The 24640-nt window shown below is 41.7% G+C and carries 19 protein-coding genes; 8 read left to right on the top strand and 11 right to left on the bottom strand.

Going from position 1 to position 24640, the window contains the following annotated elements:
* Window positions 1-12: 12 nt before the first annotated feature.
* Both R7D93_RS06910 and R7D93_RS06905 read right to left on the bottom strand, forming a co-directional pair.
* A complete protein-coding gene (locus tag R7D93_RS06910; protein WP_005377325.1) occupies window positions 13-960 on the bottom strand; it encodes an amino acid ABC transporter permease in 948 nt (315 codons plus the stop codon).
* A 135-nt stretch (window positions 961-1095) separates the two neighbouring features.
* A complete protein-coding gene (locus R7D93_RS06905; RefSeq protein WP_005377324.1) occupies window positions 1096-1884 on the bottom strand; it encodes a transporter substrate-binding domain-containing protein in 789 nt (262 codons plus the stop codon).
* Between the two features lie 461 nt (window positions 1885-2345).
* Here R7D93_RS06905 and R7D93_RS06900 point away from each other — a divergent pair, with 461 nt between their 5' ends.
* Window positions 2346-2690 (top strand): DUF3316 domain-containing protein, encoded by a 345-nt coding sequence (locus tag R7D93_RS06900; RefSeq protein ID WP_005377323.1) that lies wholly within the window; start codon window positions 2346-2348, stop codon window positions 2688-2690.
* 609 nt (window positions 2691-3299) lie between these two features.
* On the opposite strand, the gene R7D93_RS06895 is transcribed toward R7D93_RS06900, so the two are convergent.
* Both R7D93_RS06895 and R7D93_RS06890 read right to left on the bottom strand, forming a co-directional pair.
* On the bottom strand, window positions 3300-4274 hold the full coding sequence (locus tag R7D93_RS06895; protein WP_033906143.1) for a porin: 975 nt from the start codon (window positions 4272-4274) through the stop codon (window positions 3300-3302).
* Window positions 4275-4414: 140 nt separating this feature from the next.
* Window positions 4415-5338: a LysR family transcriptional regulator gene (locus R7D93_RS06890; protein ID WP_005377321.1), complete on the bottom strand. Its 924-nt coding sequence runs from the start codon at window positions 5336-5338 to the stop codon at window positions 4415-4417.
* A gap of 378 nt (window positions 5339-5716) precedes the next feature.
* On the opposite strand from R7D93_RS06890, the gene R7D93_RS06885 reads away from it, so the two are divergent.
* The 3 genes from R7D93_RS06885 to R7D93_RS06875 all read left to right on the top strand — a co-directional run bounded on the left by R7D93_RS06885 (window position 5717) and on the right by R7D93_RS06875 (window position 11114).
* The gene (locus R7D93_RS06885) at window positions 5717-6886 is read left to right on the top strand and encodes an efflux RND transporter periplasmic adaptor subunit (RefSeq protein ID WP_225496968.1); all 1170 of its coding nucleotides are present in this window, start codon (window positions 5717-5719) and stop codon (window positions 6884-6886) included.
* Between the two features lie 12 nt (window positions 6887-6898).
* On the top strand, window positions 6899-10039 hold the full coding sequence (locus R7D93_RS06880) for an efflux RND transporter permease subunit (protein ID WP_005377311.1): 3141 nt from the start codon (window positions 6899-6901) through the stop codon (window positions 10037-10039).
* 145 nt (window positions 10040-10184) lie between these two features.
* Window positions 10185-11114 carry a LysR family transcriptional regulator gene (locus R7D93_RS06875; RefSeq protein WP_033906145.1) on the top strand — a complete coding sequence of 310 codons (930 nt, stop codon included), beginning with the start codon at window positions 10185-10187 and terminating at the stop codon, window positions 11112-11114.
* 1241 nt (window positions 11115-12355) lie between these two features.
* On the opposite strand, the gene R7D93_RS06870 is transcribed toward R7D93_RS06875, so the two are convergent.
* Window positions 12356-13246, bottom strand: a complete 891-nt coding sequence (locus R7D93_RS06870) for a LysR family transcriptional regulator (RefSeq protein WP_225496966.1) — start codon at window positions 13244-13246, stop codon at window positions 12356-12358.
* Window positions 13247-13358: 112 nt separating this feature from the next.
* On the opposite strand from R7D93_RS06870, the gene eamB reads away from it, so the two are divergent.
* From eamB to queC, 3 genes are all read left to right on the top strand, one after another.
* Window positions 13359-13943 (top strand): cysteine/O-acetylserine transporter, encoded by a 585-nt coding sequence (gene eamB, locus R7D93_RS06865; RefSeq protein WP_225496964.1) that lies wholly within the window; start codon window positions 13359-13361, stop codon window positions 13941-13943.
* Between the two features lie 308 nt (window positions 13944-14251).
* The gene (locus tag R7D93_RS06860; protein WP_005377299.1) at window positions 14252-14593 is read left to right on the top strand and encodes a helix-turn-helix domain-containing protein; all 342 of its coding nucleotides are present in this window, start codon (window positions 14252-14254) and stop codon (window positions 14591-14593) included.
* Window positions 14594-14660: 67 nt separating this feature from the next.
* The gene (queC, locus tag R7D93_RS06855; RefSeq protein ID WP_005377298.1) at window positions 14661-15317 is read left to right on the top strand and encodes a 7-cyano-7-deazaguanine synthase QueC; all 657 of its coding nucleotides are present in this window, start codon (window positions 14661-14663) and stop codon (window positions 15315-15317) included.
* Between the two features lie 310 nt (window positions 15318-15627).
* Here queC and queE read toward each other — a convergent pair whose 3' ends face one another.
* On the bottom strand, window positions 15628-16278 hold the full coding sequence (gene queE, locus R7D93_RS06850) for a 7-carboxy-7-deazaguanine synthase QueE (protein ID WP_053350378.1): 651 nt from the start codon (window positions 16276-16278) through the stop codon (window positions 15628-15630).
* Between the two features lie 216 nt (window positions 16279-16494).
* Between queE and R7D93_RS06845 the strand changes: the two genes are divergently transcribed.
* Complete coding sequence (locus R7D93_RS06845) at window positions 16495-17304, top strand: Cof-type HAD-IIB family hydrolase (RefSeq protein WP_017821691.1); 810 nt, start codon at window positions 16495-16497, stop codon at window positions 17302-17304.
* 160 nt (window positions 17305-17464) lie between these two features.
* On the opposite strand, the gene R7D93_RS06840 is transcribed toward R7D93_RS06845, so the two are convergent.
* The 5 genes from R7D93_RS06840 to prpF all read right to left on the bottom strand — a co-directional run bounded on the left by R7D93_RS06840 (window position 17465) and on the right by prpF (window position 24639).
* Window positions 17465-18910: a bifunctional NUDIX hydrolase/phosphatase PAP2 family protein gene (locus tag R7D93_RS06840; RefSeq protein ID WP_225496962.1), complete on the bottom strand. Its 1446-nt coding sequence runs from the start codon at window positions 18908-18910 to the stop codon at window positions 17465-17467.
* Between the two features lie 385 nt (window positions 18911-19295).
* A complete protein-coding gene (locus R7D93_RS06835) occupies window positions 19296-20627 on the bottom strand; it encodes a trypsin-like serine protease (RefSeq protein ID WP_182039218.1) in 1332 nt (443 codons plus the stop codon).
* Between the two features lie 191 nt (window positions 20628-20818).
* A complete protein-coding gene (locus R7D93_RS06830; protein WP_005377290.1) occupies window positions 20819-21298 on the bottom strand; it encodes a GNAT family N-acetyltransferase in 480 nt (159 codons plus the stop codon).
* A 189-nt stretch (window positions 21299-21487) separates the two neighbouring features.
* Complete coding sequence (locus R7D93_RS06825) at window positions 21488-23365, bottom strand: propionyl-CoA synthetase (RefSeq protein WP_171053505.1); 1878 nt, start codon at window positions 23363-23365, stop codon at window positions 21488-21490.
* Window positions 23366-23442: 77 nt separating this feature from the next.
* Window positions 23443-24639 carry a 2-methylaconitate cis-trans isomerase PrpF gene (gene prpF, locus R7D93_RS06820; protein ID WP_005377286.1) on the bottom strand — a complete coding sequence of 399 codons (1197 nt, stop codon included), beginning with the start codon at window positions 24637-24639 and terminating at the stop codon, window positions 23443-23445.
* Window position 24640 lies beyond the last annotated feature (1 nt).

The raw sequence follows: 24640 nt of genomic DNA, 5'->3' as shown, positions 1-24640 counted from the left end.
ATGACTCCACCATTAATCACTTGCTGCCAATTTCTTTTCTAACGTTTGTATTGCCCAAGATAAGGTACTAGTCAGAAGCAAATAAAGGGCCGCTACGGTAAACCAAACTTCAAATGGGGCAAAACTACCACTTACGACTTCCCTGCCCGCTTTTGTCAGATCAGTAATCGAAATCACGGAGACAAGTGAGGAATCTTTTATCAGGTTGATAAACTGCCCGGCTAAGGGAGGTAATGTCTGCTTAAACGCTTGAGGTAAAATGACATAAATCATCGCTTTGGGATAATTCATTCCTAGTGAACGCGCCGCTTCCATTTGTCCTCTTGGGATTGACTGGATTCCTGACCGCACAATTTCTGCGACATAAGCAGCGGTAAACACGGAGAGCGCTATCACTCCCGCAGTAAAACGCTCAAGGTCAAGCACAGTACCAATAAAGAAGTAAACGATAAAAATCTGTACTAAAAGAGGCGTTCCACGAATAACCTCGACATACACAAGCGCCAGCTTTTTTAATGCCGGATTGCTGGATATACGCATTAGTCCGACAACTAAGCCCAACGCTAGAGCAATGATAAGTGACCAGAGTGAGATTTTAATGGTCGTCACAACACCATCTAAAATTGGGCCAGAGCGCCACTCTTTTATAGTTGCTAAGGTATCTCCTTCAAAAATAAGATCACCTTCATAGACGTCCACAGACTTATATTGGCTTAGTTCAAGAACAATATCACCATGAATACTCTCCAGAGCCAGTTGGTTATTCTCGTCGAGAATGATGTTCCCATCGACAGGCGCGGTAATGGATGAAGCAGCGTTAGTGGCAATATAAGGAAGGACACGCTCCCAATTCCAGCTGTAATCGATTCGCTTACCTGACAGATAGACAAGACCGCAAATTGATAGCAAAACAAGAACAAAAACAGCGTTCCACAATAGGGATTTAAAGTTATTTTGCATGTGATTCCGAGAATGACTTTGATTAAAGTTGGTTGGGTATTTGAATAAAGAAAAGCGTTAGCTTCACAGCGCGAACCGTTTGGTTGGCGATGAACCAAGCCAGAAGCTAACCGCTCCTCTACAATAACAATATGATTACTTGACTTGCTTTAACCATTTATCGTCGTTAAACCACTTATCGTAAATGCGATCGTAAGTTCCATCGCCCTTAATTTGACGTAAATAGTTGTTTAAGAAGTTGAGCGTATCTGGATTTCCTTGCGGCACAGCCCAACCCAAAGGCTCGTAAGTAAACGGTTTAGCCAAGTGCATTAACTGCCCTTTGTTTTCCGCCACATAAATAGAGTTGTAAGGAAAGTCATAAACAAACGCATCTACCTTTCCGTTGGCAACCTCAAGTACCGCTTCAGACTGAGTTTCGTATAGATTTATCTTAGCTTTCGGAAGGTATCGTTTTACCGCTTGCTCACCCGTTGTCCCAAGCTTAGTTGCAACAACATATTCTGGACTATTGAGATCTCGGTAACTAGACACTTTACCTTCATGTTTGAGATCTACGAGAATGGATTGGCCAATAACCACATAGGGATCAGCGAAATTCACCTGAGTATTTCGCATAGGTGTGATAGTCATCCCGCCCATAATCATGTGACACTTACCAGTCAACAGTGTTGGGATAATGCCATCCCATGAAGTGTTTACCGGCACAAACTTAACATCCATGGCACGCGCCATTTGCTTACCCAAATCGATATCAAACCCGATGTACTGCCCATTTTTTGCTGTCATTTCAAAAGGCATATACCCAGAATCAAAGCAGACTTTTAGCTCCCCTGTACTTTTGATGTCGTCTAAAATTGGGTCTGCATTAACCGTCGTCGAAACAGCCAACCCCAGTGCAGCAAAACACAATAACTTTTTCATGGATATTCCTTTATCATTTGTTGTAAAGTTTTTTTATACACGACAAAAGAATAAAAAACCACAAACAATGACTTTTTAATCACTAGAATTTGTAGGATCGTTACTAAGCTGGAAGATCTGAATGAAAATCTATACCAAGCCATTGCAATTGAATTGCATGCATTAAGTGATTAAGTTGTAGGCAGGTCACTATAACGACAAGAAACATACGCTTTGACTGAATAGTCAGCGTTTCCGAGAGTGGTTTAATTATTAACGAAACCATACAGATATTCGCTTTTTCACATTGACCGTAATGTCAAAAGTGCTTGAGTTTTATTGTTGACAATTCTTCCATAGTCAATGGTCACAAATGTGATGTACAGCACATTTCTATAATGGCACTATCACCTTTGTCGAGAGATATTAACAAGGATTCGTTGGACATCTTGACTTTATAATACAAATAAAAAGGTGACTATATGAAAAAACTAATGACGCTCTCATCACTATTATTATTCAGTTTATCTGCTACTGCTGGTATTCATGTCGAACACTCTACAAACAAAGTTGTTCTCAATGACTTTACGACAAAAGATGCCGCTTATAGCTCTGCGTTTGATCTTGTCGATGAATACCAAACGCTATCAAAACATGAACTTAGAAATCGTCTAAACATCATTGGAAGCGGTTTCCCTCGTGATATTGCAATCGATGATAGTAAGGTGAGAGTTGAAGAATACGCACTTAACCGTGATGAAGTTAAATATCGTGCAATCATAAACTTCGATTATCACTTCAGAACAAGTGACGGCGGTAAAAACTAAAAATCATCTGCACCTTTACTTTCTTAGAGCCCTTCCTATTTTAAGAAAGTAAAGGTGTCTAATCATATTGAAACGACGGCTTTTCATAAATCGCTCTCTCCTTACATAAACAGTATCAATCCCTACCTCTATCGTTTACAGAAAAATAATTTTTCCAATCTTCATTGAGATACATTTCGTCGTTTGGCGCTTTATCATTCGCTTGGTTCGCCATATGGATTCCACATCACTTAAATGAAAAAGACCCTTGAAATTGAGTTCACTTTTTTATGAAGATTAACTCAACCTAAGATTGACAATTGTCGTTATATTTTTCTCGTTTATAGCAATATATAAAAAACTCTTTTTGTTTTAATTAACCATAAAGCGTGAAAATAAAAAAAGGCAACAAGACACTTCTTGTTGCCAAAGAAAAAAATCATCATTCAAAAAATATGAAAATGAAAACTAGCAGTGGACTAGCTAACAAAAAAATTATATCCAAAACACTTTAACAAGTAACGATCAATATAATCCATTATATATGGATGAAAATCAGCACTTATAAAATCACACCGATAAATAAAAAAGCCTGAAAATAGTTTCAGGCTTTTTAGCTTTATTAATTTTTTAGAATGAATATCTCGCAGCTATTGCAAGAATATCGTCTTCATTGTCTACATCTGTAATTCTGTATTCTGCTAGTGCTTTAAAATTAGAAGTCAAATCGTACTCTGCACCTAGTGAGTAGTAATCGACGACATCTTCATCATCACGCTCTAGATTGTTATAGCCAACTAGTGCCCAAAGCTTATCTGTTACTTCATAAGTGGCAACTGCTTCAATACCGGTGTAATCAATATTACTTTCAGAACCATCTTTAGCCCAGTTTTCACCATCACTGTATAAAACAGAGGCATAAAACTTGTCGTATTCAAATGCAATAGCACCCGTTAGCAGCTCTGCATCTTCTGCACCCGATTGCCCTTCACCTTCGTTGTAACCAAGCGCAACTTTGAAGCCATATGGCAACTTGTAGTCCGCCGCCGCACCATAAGAGGCTGCATCTGTTGACACTTCATCGTTTTCAGCCTGATAGCTAACATGAATATTCAAACCTTCATAGCTTGTCGTTAGCTTAAATACTGAATCGGAGCGACCGGTACCATATAGATCCGCACTTACGCCAGCAGCTTCATTACCAAACTCCGGGAAAATATCCGTGTAGTCAGATACTAAAGTGACCGCACCGTATTGACGTCCATAACTTACTGTTCCGTAATCTGCACCAACTCCTACATAGCCTTTTCGGATATCAAATTCATCATCTTCAATCCCATCAGCATCTCTGCGATTAGACTTAAATTCCAACTCATATAAGCCGAAGGCATAAAGATCTTCATTTATTTTAGACTCACCTGCAAGTCCTACACGAATGTAGCTATTATCTCCGTCTGCATTTTTATCATCAGAGAAATAATACATCCCTTGCGCTCGGCCATGAATATTTAATACTGATTCTTGATCTTCATAAACTACGGCTGAATTTGCAGCACTTGCAGAAAAAAGTGCAGCGATTGCGATCGACGTTCTTGTCATTTTCATTTAATTACCACTACTTGTGTTGTTTGAATCGAGTGAAATTATGAACAGTGGCAATTATTTTTAAAGTGCAAATTCAACCATATTCTATGGATAAATAGAAACAAGCCCTCAATCTAAAACATTATGTCCTAGTACTCATATTAGTTGAGATAATCCATCCAAACAGGAGGCGTCCCTATTATTTTTTGAACAGTATCAATGAACAGTTTGGCTAATGGTTGTTGATTTCGGTGAGTATACATTGCATATATTTCCCCTATCGCGGGAAGATTATAATCAGGAAGCAACTGTACAAGATCTTGTTTACTCAAACTCTCCTGAAGAAAGAACTGCCCTATTAAAGCATACCCTAGATCAGATTTTACGGCATCGAGCATTAACTCAGTTTCATTCACGAAGTACTGCCCATTGATATTATACGTTCTAACGTCGCTTGATGACTGGCTTGGCGCTATACGTAGCTTATCTGCCTTAAAGTTAGCATTAGAGTATATTACTGCTGGCATTTTTATAAGCTCTTCTGGAGAGCTCGGGGTTCCATACTTGTCAATAAAACTCTTCGATGCAACCAGTGCCATATTATTGCTTGCCAACTTACGTACTATCATGTTGGACTCTCGGATTGGTCCGATACGAAACACAACATCAAAACCTTCGTGGATAACATCGACTCGATTATCATCGAGCAGCAGCTCTACAGTAATGTTTGGGTACTGTTTTATAAACTCTTTAACTGCCTGATTTAAGTAAGCTCTGCCAAAGAAAGTGGAGCTTGATATTTTCAGGTTACCCTTCGGTTCATCCTGAAATGTAGCAGCAATACTACGAGTTTCAGTTAGAACCTCTCTTACTTTCTTAGCTTGCGCCACCATCTCAACACCAGCATTGGTCAGGGATAGCGAACGCGTGGAACGGTTTAACAGCCGTAAGCCCAATTCATCCTCTAGCTTTTTGATCTGTTTTGACAAAGCTGAACGATCTATATGATTTCTGTCAGCAGCCTTAGCAAAAGTTCCGTATTCAGAGACATCCAGTAGTAATTCAAGTTGGCTTGCGAGATCCACTGCACAATTCCTTATTTAGTTTTTATTCTTTATGTGATGGGAAATGGATTTTACAAAATTAATTTCAATTTTTTATGGTTCAAATTGCATCAGTGAATTGCAAATAATGCACGAATTAAAAAAGCTTTAATTTTCGTCGCTATCTTTAGCTTCTGTTTAGTTATTCCTATCTATTATGGCTTATTACATTTAACAATACTCCACGTCTTGAAAACCCTAAACTGACCTTTTTCAAACCAAAAAGCGAGCATTTTGACCAATATTTAATCGTGCATTTTTATCACTACTCTATGTTCGCTGAGGGCCTATTTACCCATAGGTACAATGAATACAATGCCGTTCCTTTTAGTATGAACAGAATCATTTAGGGCGCGACAAATGTTAAAGAAAGTTTTCGGCATTGGCCTTTTATCCATTTTAGCTGCTTGTGCAGACGAAGAGATAACCAAACAACCTAATACTCCCTTACCTACGATAGACGTCTCCAAAGTCATCTATGAGCCCGTTCAATCGTGGTTCACCTTTACAACAAGGCTTCAAGCACCAGAGAAAGTTTCTTTAATGCCACGCGTTTCCGGAGTTATTGAAACGGTAGAGTTCAAAGACGGACAGAGTGTCAACAAAGGCGACTTACTCGTCACTCTTGATGATCGAACCTTCAAAGCTCAGGTCTCACGACTTGAAGCGCAAGTTAAGAGTGCTCGAGCTGCGCTAGAGCAAGCTGCAAACGAACAAAAGAGAGCCGCTCAACTTGTTAAGCGAAAGGCCATCTCAGCGGAACAAGCAGAGGCCCGAGATACCGCAGTAAAGCAACGCTCTGCAGAACTAATGGCCTTGCGTGCTCAGTTAGAATCCGCAAAGTTAGATCTTGAGTTTACGAAGATATATGCCCCTATTAGCGGCACTATTTCAAGAGCATTCATTACTAAAGGAAACAATGTAAACGCAAATCAAAGCGTTATATCAAACATTGTCTCTAACGATCAGGTATATGCATACTTTGATGTCGATGAGCGAACTTGGAACCGTTACTTCTCGACAATCAATGCCGACTCTAACTTACCTACTCGTCTTGAACTATCTGGACAAAATGGGCAGGTGTTTTTTGGACGCGTTGACTTTGTCGACAACTCCATCAACGAAAACACCGGTACTTTGCAGGTTCGAGCGGTATTCGATGCAACAAAATCAAACTTAAAAGTGGGATCGTTTGGCCGAGTTCAGATATCAACAACCAAACCAGTTGAACGAGTTCTCGTTCCAGAGCGTTCTATTGGCACAGATCTAGAAAACCGCTTTGTATTAACACTCAATGAAGAGAATACGTTGCAATACAGCATCGTAACCTTAGGCGAACGTTACGGAACATTTCGTGCTATCGAGAATGGCTTGAACGCCGACTCAATTATTGCGGTAAATGGCCCAGCAAAAGTTGGCCCAAATAGCAAAGTCAAACCAAAAAATGTCACGCTAGATATTAGCAATACTTCATTGATTATGGCTTCAAACTCAACATCGTTGCCAAACAAACGTTTAGCTCAAGACTAAGAAGACAACCGAATGAAATTTGCACACTTTTTTATTCAAAGACCCATATTTGCCTCTATGTTATCGCTATTGATATTAATAGTAGGCGCAATTTCACTTTTACAGTTGCCTGTGAGTGAATATCCAGAGGTTGTCCCTCCTACAGTCGTAGTTACAGCAAACTATCCTGGTGCGAACCCAAAAGTAATCGCAGAAACAGTTGCTACGCCTCTGGAGCAAGAAATTAATGGTACAGAAAACATGTTATATATGTTTTCGCAGGCAACCAGTGACGGCAGAATGACATTGACCGTAACCTTTGCTTTGGGTACGGACTTGGACAAAGCTCAGGTTCAAATTCAAAACCGCGTCACTACAGCTTTGCCTCGATTACCAGAAGCCGTCCAACGGTTAGGAGTTGTTGCCGAAAAAGCCTCTCCTGATCTCACCATGGTTGTGCATATATATTCTCCAGATTCTAGCCGTGAAGTCAGTTATTTAGCTAACTACGCTAATTTAAACTTGAAAGATGAGATAGCTCGGCTCGGAGGCGTTGGTGATGTGCGCCTTTTCGGTGGTGACGAGTACTCAATGCGCTTGTGGTTAAATCCAGATGAGCTCGCTTCTAGAAATCTAACCGTAATGGACGTTGTCTCCGCCGTCCGATCTCAAAACCAACAGGTGGCAGCAGGCTCATTAGGTGCGCAACCAGCCGCTAATGAAAACCAATTCCAAGTTTTGTTGAACGTAAAGGGCCGTTTGGAGAATATTGATGAATTCAACGACATTGTAGTAAAAGTTGACGAAACAGGGGCTTTGACACGTCTTAAAGACGTTGCACGCGTAGAGCTAGGTCAAAACTCTTATGCACTGCGCGCCTTGTTAAATGGTAAACCAGCGGTGGCGATGCCCGTATTCCAGCGCCCTGGTGCTAATGCTATTGAGCTATCTAATCAGGTTCGCTCAACCATGGACCGTTTACAAGCAGCCTTTCCAGCTGGAGTTTCATATGAAATAGCCTACGACCCGACCGTCTTTGTTCGTGGATCGATAGACGCAGTGGTTCATACTCTGCTAGAGGCAATTGTACTAGTTGTTGTTGTAGTCATTTTGTTTTTGCAAACATGGCGCGCGTCTATCATCCCTATCATTGCGGTGCCTGTTTCATTAATCGGTACGTTCGCCGTAATGCAAATGCTCGGAGTATCGATTAACACGCTTTCGTTGTTTGGACTTGTTCTCGCCATAGGCATCGTCGTCGATGACGCCATTGTCGTCGTCGAAAACGTGGAACGGAACATCCATAATGGTCTTGCACCACTAGAAGCAACGAAACAAGCAATGACCGAAGTTACCGGGCCAATTATTGCAATTGCTTTAGTGTTATGTGCGGTGTTCATCCCGACGACCTTTATTACAGGGTTATCCGGTCAGTTTTATAAGCAGTTCGCACTAACAATTACGATCTCGACGATTATTTCAGCAATTAACTCGTTGACGTTATCGCCTGCTTTATCAGCACTGCTATTACAAGATAAGAACGCAAAACCCGATCGGCTAACCAAGCTATTGGATGCGGTTTTTGGTAAGTATGTTTTTGCGCCATTCAATAGAATTTTTGAGTACAGCTCGAACCAATATCAAGCTCTGGTCAAGAAGCTGATTCGCTTTAGCCTTGTTGTTGTGGTGGTATACATTGCGTTACTCGGGGGAACGGTTTCTCTATTCAAAGCGGTTCCTGGAGGATTCATTCCTCAACAAGATAAGCAGTATTTAGTTGCGATCGCCCAACTTCCAGATGCAGCAAGTTTAGATAGAACAGAGTCCGTTATTAAAGAAATGGAAAACCTCGCGCTGGCAACACCTGGCGTAGCACAAACCATTTCTTTCCCAGGCTTATCGGTCAATGGTTTTACTAACAGTCCGAATAGTGGCATCGTTTTTGTTACGCTTGAGGACTTCGATAAACGAAATGATCCAACTCTCGGAGCAAATGCGATTGTTGCATCTTTGAATAAGAGCTTTTCAATCATTGATGAAGCCTTCGTTGCGATTTTTCCACCACCACCAATCCAAGGACTTGGCTCTACTGGCGGCTTTAAACTTCAAATCGAAGACCGTGCGAACAAGGGGTTTGATGAGCTCTTCAAGCAATTGAACTTGGTAATAAGTGAGGCATCAACAAGACCCGAGCTGATGGGATTATATTCCACATTTCGTATACAAGTGCCGCAGATGGACATCCAAATAGATCGTGAACAAGCGATGCTGCAAGGTGTTCCTCTAGAGCAGGTTTTTGATGCGCTTCAAGTTTATTTAGGATCATTATACGTCAATGACTTCAATATGTTTGGTAGAACATACAAAGTGAATGCCCAGGCAGACATGAACTATCGTCTCGAACCTGACCAAATACTTAACTACAAAGTAAGAAATGCTGCCGGACAAATGGTTCCTCTCGGCGCTGTACTGGAGATCATACCCACTATTGGGCCTGACCGCGTGATGCACTATAACGGCTACCCTAGTGCAGAACTAAACGGCAGTCCTGCTTTTGGTTACAGTTCTGACCAAGCCCAAACGGCTATTGAGGAAGTACTGGATCAAAACCTAGCAGAGGGAATGGTTTATGAATGGACTGATGTAACCTACCAGCAGATTTTGGCTGGTAACACGATGGTGTATATATTCCCACTTGTTGTTTTGTTAGTTTTCATGGTGCTAGCTTCGCAGTACGAGAGTTTAAAACTACCATTCGCTATCATTTTGATCGTTCCTATGACCATTTTTTCTGCACTAGCAGGTGTTTGGTTCATTGGTGGTGACAACAATATATTCACACAAATTGCTTTGATTGTCCTTGTGGCTCTAGCGTGTAAAAATGCCATCTTGATGGTGGAGTTCGCTAAAGAACTTAAAGACAATGGCCAAGATACCTTATCAGCGATTTTGGAAGCATGTCGTTTACGTCTTCGACCGATTCTAATGACATCAATTGCATTTACCGCTGGTGTTATTCCATTAATGATTGGTACAGGGGCCGGAGCGGAAATGCGACAAGCAATGGGTATTGCCGTATTCTCGGGTATGGTAGGCGTAACGGTATTTGGATTACTACTCACACCTGTTTTTTACATGTTAGTGAGTCGAAACAAAAAACGTCAAACACTATAACCATAATATAAATACTCATTTAAATTCATACTAAAGGGAGCTATTGCTCCCTTTTCTTTTGGTTATTAAGTATATTAATAATTTCTAGACAGAGCAGTAGTTATACATGAAACTAATACGCTAATATCTAACTTGGATAAACATTGTGGATTTAGCAAATAAACTACACCTGCTTTTAGAAGTCTCTAAAGCTGGATCTTTTGCAAAAGCAGCAGATGGGATGAATATCGACCGCTCTGTTTTGTCTAAACACATCAAGCAGTTAGAAGAGCACTTAGGCGTTAGGCTATTAAACAGAACGACTCGCTCTCTTTCATTAACACAAGTCGGCCAGCAAATAGTAGAAAAAGCAGACCAAATATCTCAACTCCTTGATGATACTCAACAAATAGCGGAGAATTTTCAGACTGAGCCTTCAGGGAAAGTACGAATTTCAAGCTCAACATTATTTGGAAAACTCTATCTACAACCTTCGATAGAGAAATTTTTACATAAGTACCCAAAAGCAAGTGTTGAACTAATGCTAGATGATCTTCATGTAGACGTGATTAGAAGTAATTTTGATATTGCTTTTCGAATCGGACCTATGAGGGATTCATCAATGGTAGCAAGAAAATTAGCAAAAAATACGACTGCAATCATTGCTTCTCGAAATTTAATTGAAAAACATGGTAACCCAGAAACGCCTGATGAGTTAGTTAAGCTACCTTTTATTATTTATTCAAATGGTAATTTTATTGTCGATAAACTTAAATTCTACGACAAAGCAAAATCAGATGGTTTAGATACATACCCAATATCAGGGTCATACATGGTAAATGAAGCTGAGCTAATAATTGAAAGCGTAAAGTCAGGTCTGGGCGCAGCACTTATAGGTCAATTTATGCTCCCTAACAACCTAGAGTCTTCTAATTTAGTTCAACTTTTACCAGAATATGAAACTCAAGATTTTGGTGATATTTATGCCATGTACTCACACCGTCAGCAATCACCGTTGGTTAGGGCATTCATTGATATCGTTCAAGAAGAAATTGGCATACCACCAATATGGGAAAAGCATTTCAATAAAAGCTAGGTAATTCTATTTAACCAAAATTAACATAAAATAAAAAATCAAATAAAATCAATAAGTTAAACCAGGAATGCTTAATATTCATCGAAGTTTAATGTTAGGTGAATTAAGTTCCATTCTAAATGGCGCTTAATTCACTAAATATAAAAAATTCTTGATTTATAATACTAACAAATCCATCACCTATACAAGTTACGATGTATATTAAAGAAAAACACACCTCGGTCACTAGTTTGTTAGTATATAAAATATCTTATCTTATTTTTTTGGTTATTTATACGTTAGCAACGATTTATTTTAGCGTAAAAATGGACAAAAGCACATCGGAGAACTCTCTTATAGAAATGACTCAAATAGCATTTGTGCTTTTTTCATCGTTAATGTGTTTGTATAAATCTAAGGAATATCTTGAACTCAAACACATATTAGTAATAATGTCTTCATTTTTTATGGTTATATTCGTTAGAGAAATGGACTACCACATAGAGCAGTATTTCCCTCACGGTTCATGGAAGTATCCTGCTTGGATTATAATAGTCTCAGTCTGTTATTTTTGTTTTAATAATATAGTTAACATAAAAAATGAGGTAAAACTTTTCATTTCTCATTCTAGCTTCACGACATTAACAATTGGATTTTTCATTGTTTTCTTATTCTCACGCTTTGCAGGGTATGGTGATTTTTGGGTCGAGTTCATGGGGAACTCATACAATAGAGATGTGAAAAACTTGGTTGAAGAAAGCTTAGAGTTACTAGGTTACGCGATACTTTTAAACGGTGTTTTACTTATTAAAGTAGAAAATCACTAAGTATAAATAAGAGTTCAGAGCTTGTAGTTCAAGCTTTGAACTTTTTGGTTAAAAAAAAGCAGCAAATTATATTTGCTGCAAATGATGAAAAAAACAATATGCGTAAGTTAACTTCCTAGCAATGGATGCGTTAACGAGTTAATAATAACGAACCGTAACAATTAAGTCTCGTTGAAAATAATCCATAAAGAATGGCATTTATTACACTGTTAATTATGTAACCTTATCTAATCTAGTTATCACACGCCGTCGTTTTTATATCTTATCTCTTTCCGTCAATAAATAGCTCTTCACCTCAGATCCCATTTATCATCCCACAACAGTCGGATTCACAAAAAAGCAATAAAAATCAATAAATTAGAAGTAGCCACTTAAAAAGTCAAAAGGAGTAAAAACGAAACTATGTCAGATAGAACATATTAAAGATCACCGACTCTAAGTAGAAAACCGTTCATACTCGTTACGCATACAATCAATAAAGACTTCCATCGCCGGCGTCACACACTTCCCAGCATGATAAGCACAGAGTGGCTTGATCATCTGTGAAAACTCGGTGAATTCAAGCTCTTGTAAACTGCCCTCTTGCAACTCTTTTTCAACCGTAAAACGAGGTAAGTAAGAGATACCAATATTACTCTCAACGCAATTTTTGATCGTATTAATACTGCTAAGTTCGATCATGTTGTCGATGCTAATATCACGCTCCTGAATAATGCTCTCAAACATCCGTCGAAAAAGGCACTTAGGGCCATTGCTTATAAACCCTAAATCAATATGTTGCTCTCTCTTCTTTAAATCTAGCCCTTTTAAAAGCGGTGAAGCAACCAATACCAGTGGCTCCTGCTCAAACTCGTGGACCTTGAGCGTATCGTCATTACCTACTCGATAAAACACACCTAAATCAGCTTTATCCGCTATCAACTCATCTCGAATCTGATAGCAATTTTGTGATTGCAGAGAGAGTCGGACATTGGGCGCTCTGATCCTGAACTCTTTTAAAACATTAGCCATCTTATAAGCAAGTTGAGTCTCAGCAACCAGCACTTTCAATTCACCGGTCGGCTCCGAGTTTTCTTGCTGTGCTGTTCCCTCAATATTTTCCATCACTCGCACCAGTTCATAGACGTAAGGCAGTATCTTTTCTCCTGCTTGAGTCAAAACCATCTTACGCCCTATTTTTTCGAACAGCTGCAAAGACAGATCTTGTTCCAACTGCTTGATTTGAAAGGTGACGGTTGATTGCGTGCAATAAAGCTTCTGTGACGCTTTTAGAAACGATCCTTCTTCAACAATAGCTTTAAAAGTAAGAAAGCGTTTTAGATTCATGACTAGACTCCACAACCAACAGTTCAATAAATTAAAAGTCTAAGTTTTAATTTATTCAATTTTTTAATCAATTGTAGCGAAGTATAGTGCAGTAAAAACAGGAGAGATAGAGATGACCGCCATCTACACCGCATTTTTTACTTACGTAATCATTACTTCAATTACACCAGGGCCAAACAACATTTTATCGCTCAGCATCGCAACGCAATATGGACTAAAACGCTCAACAAAAGTGATTTCGGGGATGTTTTGTGGCTATGTTGTTTTGATGCTACTTTGTGGCGCTTTCACGTATAACATGATCAGCCTCTTGCCCGTGATTACACCTTGGCTAACATGGATTGGAGCAGCTTATATTGTTTGGTTGGCTTGGGGGCTTGCTACGAGTGAGATCAAAACTTCATCGGATAATTCTAAAGATATCAGTTTCTTAACAGGTTTCGGTTTGCAGTTCGTTAATGTGAAAATCATTCTTTATGGAATTACCTCTATTTCTACGTTCGTACTGCCCCACACTCAGAATATCTACTGGATCTTAGCGACTAGCCTCATTCTTGCTTTGATCGCACTTCTTAGCAACGTAGTTTGGGCCGTTGCAGGAAAGCTACTTCAATCGCAATTCCAGAGATATGGCAAAGTCATAAATATGAGCTTAGCAGCAGCTCTGATCTATTGTGCGACACAGTTATTTACTTAAGTATATAGTTGATCATCAAGAACAATATTGCTCTTCAACTTAGACGACTACGTTTATGTGAAGAGCAAATTCTGCTCTACAAATCGCTGCGGTTTCTCCTGCCCTTACTCGCTCCTCCCGCGCCTCCATACGGCAGTTTTTGAAGAAGTAGATTCAACGTCACTTAATCAACCTAAAGATACGAAATCTTGTTTAGCTATACATACACGGCCTTGGCGACCTCGGCAATAACTAAGCATTACTTAGTATACACAAATCAGAAAAACTAAGATAATCTTAGTCATCCAAGTCCTTCGTATGAACTTTAAGTGTTGTTTAATAACCCACTCCCAGCCCGTCTTAAGCATGCGCGTAAACAAGCGAATCTGTCCCAAAAAGCACTGGGCATCCGTATCGGCATGGATGATAGTTCTGCAAGTGCAAGGATGAATCAATACGAGAGGGAGCGCCATACTCCCGACGTAAAAACGCTCAAACTTATCGCAGATGAGCTAAACGTACCTCTAAACTATTTTTTTTGTGAAGATGAAATCACCGCTGAACTTGCTGCGAATCTCCACAAGCTGTCAAATGATGACAAGCAAAGAGTGCTTGAGAGCACAGCCCAGTTGATTGCGGACGCAATCGTCACGAACAAGTCGAGTACGTAATTGGGATTAAACGCCTAAGAATACGTATCAATACCAAAGAATCAAAGAGCATAACTAAGGGTTCAACATGGCTACAACAAAAGCACTTGTGGTTTTTTCCGGTGGGCAGGACTCTACGACCTGCTTAATCGATGCATTAAATACATATGATGAAGTTCATGCTATAACGTTTGATTATGGCCAGCGTCATTCAGATGAAATAGATATCGCTATCGAATTAGGTAAGCAACTTAACATCAAAAGCCACAAAGTCCTGGATGTAAAATCAATTAATGAGTTAGCGATAAGCTCGCTGACAAGAGACAACATTCCGGTATCTAATGACTTAAGCGACGCTAACGTACCCAATACATTCGTTCCAGGGAGAAACATTCTCTTTCTTACTTACGCATGTATCCATGCTTACCAGCTTGGCATTCAAGACATCATTACGGGAGTTTGCGAAACAGACTTTAGTGGTTACCCTGACTGCCGAGACAACTTTATTCGCTCTCTAAATCTCTCTTGCAATTTAGGTATGGATAAAGCCTTCAATATTAAGACTCCTTTAATGTGGCTTACTAAAGCCGAGACCTGGGCTCTAGCTGATAAGCATAATATGTTGGAATTTGTTCAAAACAATACTTTAACATGTTACAACGGAATCGTTGGTAAAGGCTGTGGTGAATGTCCAGCGTGCCTACTGCGACAAAGCGGCTTAGAAGAATACTTAGCGAGCAAATAGTCTTTGTTAGCGGTAATAGCGCTGGGATAAAACCTTTTGCGTTAGCTTCTAAACGTTTTATCTCAGCGTGAAACTCCAGCCAACAGAGCTTCATTTTGATGCCGCCAGATTGGTGGCATCAATTAAATGCGAAACGATTGTCGAACCAAAGATAGCACCACACCACAGCAGCCAACACTGCTTAGCTTTTACAACGCTATAAATTGTTTAGATACATCGACAATGATTCCATAGCAAAGCTACCAACGGCATTACTCGCGAAACCGGGATTAGATAGAAAAGCCACTTCGAATGATGACGAGCCTCTCGTCTAAGCAATACTCAAATATTTATGAGTTTGAACAGACAAACGCCAATTGCGGGCAATACACGTATCAATACACAATTGCGTAGCACGAGGCTTCTGGCTAATTGGTTGTAGTGCAATGATAGTCTCAGCCGCTACGTTCGCATTTGCTAAAAGATCATCAAGGTGGTCGATGTCTTTCTGGGTGCCGACTGGATGCTTAATCTCATTTGCCCGCTCTAACGCGCTATTAAGCACTGGTAATTTACCTTTCATTGCCACTTTTGGTGACACTGTCACCCACGTGTTTTCTGAAGTAATCACTTCTGATGTGCCACTGGTTTCAATTTGGCATTGGCACCCCATACCTTCAAATGCCTTTGTTAAAGGGCGCAGATCATAAATACAAGGCTCTCCACCAGTAATCACGATATGCTTAGCATTAAAGCCTTGCTGTTGATATTGCTCTACGATGTTCTCGGCAGATGCAACACACCACGTCGGAGAGTCTTCCGTTTTCACCAGAATATCGCCTATTTGACGTTGATCATTCTCATCTGCATACCACGTTTGTTTGGTATCGCACCATGAGCAACCAACCGGACACTCTTGAAGCCGAACAAAAACAGCAGGGACTCCAGTGAAAACCCCTTCCCCTTGGATGGTTTCAAACATCTCATTTAGCTTATACAACGCAGAACTCACTCAACTCATAACATTTCGAGGCGAAGACCATAATGGACACGCGTGTCTAGGTCAATTTAAACCAAAAATTAATTGTTAAAATAGACCATTTTGTAGTTTCATAGCGTAATGAATGTAGGTTTCTGGTTAACGTTAAACCAAGCCTTATTCACTGACAGCTCCCAAAAAACTTTAAGGTAAGAAATGATGTATAAACTGATCGCACTAGATATGGATGGCACGCTACTCAATAGTGATAAAGCCATTTCTGAAGAAAACAAACAAGCGATCGCAAAAGCTCGAGAAGCAGGCGTTACTGTCGTTCTCGCTTCTGGTCGCCCATTAGAAGGAATGCAAGACAAGCTCGACGAACTGAATATCCATTCCGATCGAGATTTTGTTCTTTACTACAACGGTTCGATGGTCAAGAACGTAGGCACAAACGACATCATCCACCAGCAAATCATAGATGGTAAAGCTGCAAAATTGGTGGCGCGAAAAGCCGAAGAGCTAGGTGCGTACGTCCATGCTTTTAGTCAAGTTCATGGTTTAATCACCAACGAACACAACCCTTACACCGATATTGAAGCAAAGATAAATGGCTTAAATGTCACCGAGATGAACTTCGAATCACTAGAAGACGATCATCCAATCATCAAAGCTATGATGGTTGCAGAGCCAAGCAAACTAACAGAAGTTATAGCAGCACTGCCAGCTGAAATGCGCGAAGCGTTTACGGTTGTTCAAAGCGCTCCGTTTTTCCTTGAGTTTCTTAACCCTGCGAGCAACAAAGGTATTGGTGTTGCCGCAATTGCCGAGTATCTGGGAATTAAACCGGAAGAAGTTATCTGTATGGGTGACGCAGAAAATGACCACCACATGCTGAAATACGCTGGCCTTGGTATCGCGATGGCAAATGCAATGGAAGAAACCAAGCAAATCGCTGACTACATTACGGCAAGTAATGATGAGCACGGTGTCGCTAAAGCTATAGAAAAGTTCGTGCTCAATGCATAGCCCTTTCCGCCATGTCTGTTGCGTTAAGCTTCTTACGTTTAACATCCCTAGCCGTCCAAGATAGGCAAGCGGCGTTGTTCGTGGACTAAACGTGTAAAAGCCTTGCTGTAATGCAAGGCTTTGTTTTTACTTAAATACTAATAGATAACAAATACAGCCATCAATCTAGCAACGTTTTGCTCGGTTGGTTTTCACAAGTCAGCTTCCTTGCAAGCAGCATAAATAACAACATTAATAATGGATAATGTAACGTCGACAAGACTAATGACCACAAACCGCTAAACGATACGATATTAGCCGAGTACAAATAGAGTTGATCAACAAGCAACAATGCCAGCGTCACAAAGATCATCTGCCGAGTATCTAAATGTGCTTTCGACTCTTTAAATGTCATGACCAACGCTGATGCAGTGATTAAAATTGCTAGCCAGCGACCAAACACAGGTAATGGCCAGATGACGGAGATGACCGCTGTTGCCGCAGTCATAATGAACCAGACGCCTTTTGAGCTTAGAACTTTATCAACGTTCACATCTTGATTTGTCTCCAGTCGAAGAACATGCCAAGCCACCAAGCTGCCTAACAGCGCGCCAAATAACATATCTAAAATAAAGGCACTGCCGAGGAAAAACTTACCTAACACCACAGTAAGAGTGATGAACACGAAGACTGCCGTTGTTCCATTCAAACCAAAATACTGGGTTCTATGAAACAAGAACGTCAGCACACAAAACCACACAGCGATAGGCAAGCTAGGAAAACTAAAGCCAAAGCTGTGCGTTAACTCCATCATTGGTATATAGACATGTGGGCGCGGTAGCGAAAAGCCTTGTTGAGCGACAAGCGCCATAAGCGACGTTGCACTAATTGCAAAAAAGAGTCGGTACACAAACCGGCTACCAAAGCGCATCATGGCAAAAGGAAATAGAAAGAGTAGTACCGTCGGTTCTGTCAGGTCTATAACCAGTTTCGAGATCTGACTAGCTACCTCGTAACTCGTTTCTGACAACGCCCCTACCCAACTCTGTAAATCTATCAGCCACGCCAATTCAACCTGACGAAATGAAGGCGCGGATTCGATCAACTGAGTCACATAAGATACTGATTGCTTGGTAGCTTGATCAAAAAACTGAGTGGCTTGTGGCCATTGCTCAGGATAACGATATAAAGATGATGGTAATTCAGATGGGCTAAGCAACATCGCTGACGCAACTTCTACTCCATAATGAGGGGCAAACCAAATAGGCAGTTCATTTCCACCTAAAGAGTTATTCATAGAAAAAGCGATAATGTCAGAGTCTGATATACAGTCGTAAAAAACCGCAGTGTCCGTTCTGCCAAGCTCCTCTCCAACCGTAACCACTATACCGGTTTCTTCCCACGTTTCTCGTTGAGCAGCAACTTGTGGAGACTCACCATCAATAATGGTTCCGCCAGGTAGAGAAATCTTATCCGTTAATACTTCATGAACTAGCACTAACTTGTCATCAGCGCGAACAATACAGAGCGCTCCTTTAACTTCGCTCGCAGTGGCTTTAGCCGTAGAGATCGGTGAAACAGGTAACAAAATAAAACAAAGGATGAGTAATAACAGCTGTCTCAACACAAAATATGACCTTAAATAAACATAATGATAACCAATGAATCATGGCAGTTAATCTTATCTTTTTCGACAAAAATTAAGTAACGAGTTATGCCAAACTGAGTTGATCGCGTAAAACCTGATCTCAACTCTCACTGGAGAATAATTTAATGCAAACCTGACAAAAATCAGACAAAACATAAAATGTTGATCGCAATTCTGCCAGTTATATAAAGATAACGTCAGGAAAAAGTCATACACATTTTGTGGGTTCTCATAGTTGACACAATAAAAAAGGGCTTATTATTCGCAAACAATAAACCCCAGTTATGGTAACTATGTACTGATCGTTGAAACCAAGAATGAATCTTATCTCATGGTCAACGAATCAAATTCACTGGCCCGATCGTTAGTTAGACTTGCAATTCGCATCGCCGACTTTTTGCCAAACACCCCAAGGCCCTGAGTCTGCTGGATTATCACCTTGAGTCCACCACTGCGCTTGCCAAACTTTACCATTCCAAGTAACCGTATCTCCTTTGAGATACACTAAGCTGGCTTGCCATACAGTTTTACAGCTATCTGTGGGAGGCGTTGTCACCGTTTTCGCTTGAGCGGATACTAACGCTTGGTATTGTGTGCTGGTCTTATCAACGTTGAAGTTCAAAACCACTCTTGCTTCTCCGCTCTGAGTAGCACCAAATTCAACATCAATACGACAACTTGCATTCATTGCTAACGTCGCCTGAGAGCACTGATCATTGGCAATAACAGCTGCATCAGTAACACCCGAAGCAAACGCGCGAACATTTTCCACAGTGAAGGTGGTGTTCCCTGAATTCTGGATAACAAAGCTATGTTGCTGTAACTCCCCAACATTAAATGATGCCAGTGTCTGTTCGGTGGTGTATCCAACAGAAACATTCTCTTTTGGTGGTGTTACTGTTCCGATAACACCATCGACAAAATTGCGCATAGCAGCGATATCGCTATAAACCCCATACATACCAGGACGAGCACAACCTATTCCCCAACTGACCACACCAAGTTGAGTAATTACACCACTGCGATTAATGACGATTGGACCACCACTATCTCCCTGACAAGAATCTATCCCACCTTGAGGAATACCAGCACAGAATGACACTTCTCCAACCGTTGTGTAGTTGCCACCGGCTTGACGGCAAGTCATATCCGACACAAGTGGGACGTCAACCTCTTGCAATCGAGACGGAGAGCTTCCTCCTTCAGAAGTTCGCCCTAAGCCAGCAACACTAAGCCAATCTCCGATGCTCGCGTATTGCGTTAGACTACCATTCGCAATCTCAACTGAAGAAACACCTTGAGGCACAGAGTCGAGCTTCAATACCGCGAGGTCATGAGAAAGCGTCGCGCGGCGATATGCCGGGTGCATATGGATCTCACTGACGTTTGCACGAACACCATCACTACCGTTATAAACAACGCCACCGATTTTAACCGCAATCTGACTCGGAGAATCACCCTCAACACAATGTGCAGCAGTCAGGACGTAACCATTCCCGATATAACTGGCCCCACAATACGATCGGTTACCATAACGACTAACAATTTGGGTGTAGAATTTCCAGTCACGTGGGTCGGCAGTTACTCCGCCTACGATCTGGGGTTGGATAGTGTGATTTTGCGTCTGTGACAAATCATCAGCACTTGCGAACATTGGCAAAACGGCTAAAGCAAGTAACGATTTTGTTAGTTTCAAAATATTGTCCTCTTGTTTTTGTAAGCACGATCCTCGTGCTACTAATAAACAAGCAGACAAAAACGCCGATACCAATGTAGGTGCATATCAATTTGTTAACATTGCGAGTAGCTTATAGAGAAAAGTCTATTGACGAACTGAATGATTTCAATTCGATCGAACCTAAATCACAATATTAAAGTTAAATACGATTATTCGTTCAGCGGTTTTCTTAAATAGTGGATATGGTGTGCAAATCCTTGTTTTTCATACAAAGATATTGCGCCCTGGTTAAAATGCCATACTTCAACAAACATCTGTTTTGCACCGTAATCAGAGAACGTTGACTCAATTTTATTAATCAAAGCCTGCGCCGTACCTTGTTTTCGATATTCAGGCAGCACATAGAGCTCATCCACGCTTCCCATCATAACTGGCTGGCTGACGGTAGAAATAAGTTCACAGAAGTGACCAGAAATAAAGCCAATAATTTCATCTCCTTGTTTTGCTACGTAAACAAGGCACTCAGGGTCATCAATATATCGAGCAATGCTTTTTTCTTGTTCTATCTCCTCTGCCGTTTTGAAAAGCTCAGGAGATTGAAGATGATGCTCATCATGAAGCTCGAACATAAGATCGTTGAGCAACTCTAGGTCGCTAAAACACGCAGGTTTAATCGCAAACGTGGTCATACAAAGGGTCACTAAAAATGGAATGGCTGTAGTTTGTGAGGAAAACGTCGTATTAGCAAGTCACAAATGCTTTCACGATACGTTTGTACTGTTTGAGCAACAAAAAAGCCCCTGTACTTAATAAACGTACAGAGGCAGAACCAACCTACAGAGTTCGAGGATCAGGGGTTAGTTAGAATTGAGTTTTTCTCAGCGTCGTAGCACTCGCTCAATTTCGTTCAAGCTACTTGGGTCATCAATCGTTGACGGAACGGTGTATTTTTCACCATCAGCTATTTGACGTATAGTTCGACGCAAAATTTTACCTGAACGTGTTTTCGGTAAACGGTCTACAACCAACGCATGCTTGAAGCAAGCAACTGCACCTATCTCACTACGCACTTTGCCAACAAGCTCACCTTCAAGGTCTAGCTCATCCACTTTGACGCCGTCTTTCAGTACAACAAAACCAAGTGGAAGCTGACCTTTTAGATCATCGTGGATACCGACCACCGCACATTCTGCAATCGCTGGGTGGCCTCCTACTATTTCTTCCATTTCACCTGTCGACAATCGGTGTCCCGCGACATTAATCACATCATCAATACGTCCCATAATAAACAGGTAACCGTCTTCATCCAGATAGCCACCATCACCAGACACGTAGTAGCCTGGGAACTGGCTAAGATAACCAGTTTCAAAACGGTCATGATTACGCCAAACCGTTGGCAGACAACTTGGTGGTAGCGGACGTTTTAATGCGACAAAGCCTTGTTGGTTAGGCCCGACAGCCTCTCCAAGTTCATTCAGAATTTCGACCTGATAACCCGGAATGGGCTTCGTCGAAGAACCAGCTTTAACTGGCATCATTTCGACACCTGTCGGGTTGCCAGCGATGGCCCAGCCCGTCTCGGTTTGCCACCAGTGGTCAATAACGGGCTTGTCCGCTTTGCTCTGAACCCACTCCAGTGTCGGAGGGTCAAGGCGTTCTCCCGCCATAAAGATGTTTTTCAGATTCGACAAGTCGTACTGTTTTAAGTGCTCGCCTTCCGGGTCCTCTTTCTTAATCGCACGAAACGCCGTTGGTGCAGAGAACAACGCATCTACTTTATATTCATCACACACTCGCCAAAATGCGCCAGGATCCGGTGTTCGAACAGGCTTGCCTTCGAATAGGATAGTAGTGCAACCGTGAATCAGTGGGGCGTAAACAATGTAAGAGTGCCCTACTACCCAGCCCACATCAGATGCCGCCCAAAAGACGCCATCTTGAGGAATGTTATAGATTGCGCTCATGGAGTACTTCATCGCGACAGCATGGCCACCGTTATCACGCACAACGCCTTTCGGCTTACCTGTCGTGCCCGATGTATAAAGTATGTAGAGCGGATCGGTTGCTAACACCGGAACACAACCATGTGGCAGCGCTTGTTTGTACTCTCGCAGCCAATCTAAGTCTCTTTCTTGGTTTAGCTCAGCGTCGCACTCTGGACGTTGGAAAACAAACACTTTCTCAGGCTTCCAACGGCTGTCCATAATGGCTTTGTCTACCATTGGTTTGTATGGAATGACTTTGTTGATCTCAATCCCGCACGACGCCGTCATGATCACTTTCGGCTCTGCATCTTCAATTCGTACAGCAAGCTCATTAGGAGCAAAACCGCCGAATACTACGGAATGAATCGCCCCCAAACGCGCGCAGGCAAGCATCGCCATTGCGGCTTCTGGGATCATCGGCATATAAATAACGACTCGGTCGCCTTTTTCAACACCTTGAGCAGACAGCATGCCAGCAATTTTTGCTACTTGGTCACGTAGGTCGCTATAGGTGTACGTGGCTTTACGACCTGTCACTGGCGAGTCATAAATGAGTGCAGTATTATCACCGCGTCCTTGCTCGCAATGGTAATCTAATGCTAACCAGCACGTATTCATTACACCATCTGGAAACCAGCGTTCTATGCCGTTTTCATCAGATTTCAAGATAGTTTTAGGAGATTCAAACCAATCGATATTCTCCGCTTGAGCGCGCCAAAAACTCTCCGGTTCATTCTTCGCCCATAAGTATTCTTTTTCGTATGAAGACATATTGCTTCCTCCAGTATGTCCTGACATTGCTCTCGTTCTACTCAAAGATCGCTCTTTTAATCCAAAGATCGTCTCTTTTAATCGAAGACATAGAAGGGTACACGCACAAATCCCTCCATCAGTATTCTCGCACTTCGGCTCATAATGGCTTTTTGCACCACCCAGCCCTGCTCAGTTTGCTTCGCTTGTGCCCCAACTTTTAACGTTCCTGACGGGTGACCAAAAGTCACGGACTCTTTTTCACCGCCACCAGCGGCTAAATTCACTAACGTTCCGGGCACACACGCAGCAGAAGCAATAGCAACGGCTGCTGTTCCCATCATTGCATGATGTAGCTTGCCCATCGACAGCGCGCGAACGAGCACATCAATATCCGACTCATTAACGGCTTTACCACTTGAAGACAGGTAACTTTTCGGTTTAGAAACAAACGCTATTTTCGGCGTATGTTGGCGTGTTTGAGCTTCTTCTAAATCAGAAATCAGGCCCATTTTTAACGCGCCATATGCACGGATGGATTCGAACATCGCTAATGCTGTGTCATCGTTGTTGATATCGTCTTGCAGCTCGGTGCCCTGATATCCTATCGATTCAGCATCAATAAAAATGGTTGGTATGCCCGCGTTAATAAAGGTCGCGTTGAACGTACCCACATCCGGCACCACCAAATCATCAACTAAGTTACCCGTTGGGAACATACTTCCTTCGCCATCGGAAGGGTCAACAAAATCCACTTGAATCTCTGCCGCTGGAAACGTGACACCATCGAGTTCAAACTCTCCAGTTTCCTGGACAAAACCATTGACGATTGGCACGTGAATCAAGATGGTTTTGCTGATGTTCACCTGCCAAACACGCACCGTCACAATGCCATTTTCTGGAATGCGATCTTGTGGGATCAGACCAGCATGAATGGCGAAAGGACCGACAGCGGCAGACAAGTTGCCGCAGTTACCGCTCCAATCGACGAATGGTTTGTCGATCGACACTTGGCCAAATAAGTAGTCAACATCGTGATCGGCTCTGCTGCTGCGCGAAACAATCACTGTTTTACTGGTGCTTGACGTCGCGCCCCCCATGCCATCAATTTGCTTCGCGTACGGATCAGGGCTGCCAATAACGCGTAACAACAGTTTGTCACGTGCGGCTCCAGCCACTTGCGCTTCTTGAGGCAAATCCTCTAGGTTGAAAAAGACACCTTTACTCGTGCCGCCACGCATGTACGTCGCGGGCACTTTTATTTGGCTTGTTTGATTCGGAGTATTATTTGACATA

This window comes from Vibrio sp. YT-15 (assembly GCF_033337445.1).
GTDB classification, from domain to species: domain Bacteria; phylum Pseudomonadota; class Gammaproteobacteria; order Enterobacterales; family Vibrionaceae; genus Vibrio; species Vibrio alginolyticus.
Note: the sequence above shows the minus strand (reverse complement) of the source record. Positions and strands in the feature narration are given on the sequence as shown.

What these genes read in the sequence shown, in the direction of transcription:
- prpF (WP_005377286.1), bottom strand. Translation starts at nt 24,639, where the DNA reads ATGTCAAATAATACTCCGAATCAAACAAGCCAAATAAAAGTGCCCGCG.
- R7D93_RS06825 (WP_171053505.1), bottom strand. Translation starts at nt 23,365, where the DNA reads ATGTCTTCATACGAAAAAGAATACTTATGGGCGAAGAATGAACCGGAG.
- R7D93_RS06870 (WP_225496966.1), bottom strand. Translation starts at nt 13,246, where the DNA reads ATGAATCTAAAACGCTTTCTTACTTTTAAAGCTATTGTTGAAGAAGGA.
- R7D93_RS06830 (WP_005377290.1), bottom strand. Translation starts at nt 21,298, where the DNA reads ATGACCACGTTTGCGATTAAACCTGCGTGTTTTAGCGACCTAGAGTTG.
- R7D93_RS06900 (WP_005377323.1), top strand. Translation starts at nt 2,346, where the DNA reads ATGAAAAAACTAATGACGCTCTCATCACTATTATTATTCAGTTTATCT.
- eamB (WP_225496964.1), top strand. Translation starts at nt 13,359, where the DNA reads ATGACCGCCATCTACACCGCATTTTTTACTTACGTAATCATTACTTCA.
- queC (WP_005377298.1), top strand. Translation starts at nt 14,661, where the DNA reads ATGGCTACAACAAAAGCACTTGTGGTTTTTTCCGGTGGGCAGGACTCT.
- queE (WP_053350378.1), bottom strand. Translation starts at nt 16,278, where the DNA reads ATGTTTGAAACCATCCAAGGGGAAGGGGTTTTCACTGGAGTCCCTGCT.
- R7D93_RS06910 (WP_005377325.1), bottom strand. Translation starts at nt 960, where the DNA reads ATGCAAAATAACTTTAAATCCCTATTGTGGAACGCTGTTTTTGTTCTT.
- R7D93_RS06885 (WP_225496968.1), top strand. Translation starts at nt 5,717, where the DNA reads ATGTTAAAGAAAGTTTTCGGCATTGGCCTTTTATCCATTTTAGCTGCT.
- R7D93_RS06845 (WP_017821691.1), top strand. Translation starts at nt 16,495, where the DNA reads ATGTATAAACTGATCGCACTAGATATGGATGGCACGCTACTCAATAGT.
- R7D93_RS06905 (WP_005377324.1), bottom strand. Translation starts at nt 1,884, where the DNA reads ATGAAAAAGTTATTGTGTTTTGCTGCACTGGGGTTGGCTGTTTCGACG.
- R7D93_RS06895 (WP_033906143.1), bottom strand. Translation starts at nt 4,274, where the DNA reads ATGAAAATGACAAGAACGTCGATCGCAATCGCTGCACTTTTTTCTGCA.
- R7D93_RS06880 (WP_005377311.1), top strand. Translation starts at nt 6,899, where the DNA reads ATGAAATTTGCACACTTTTTTATTCAAAGACCCATATTTGCCTCTATG.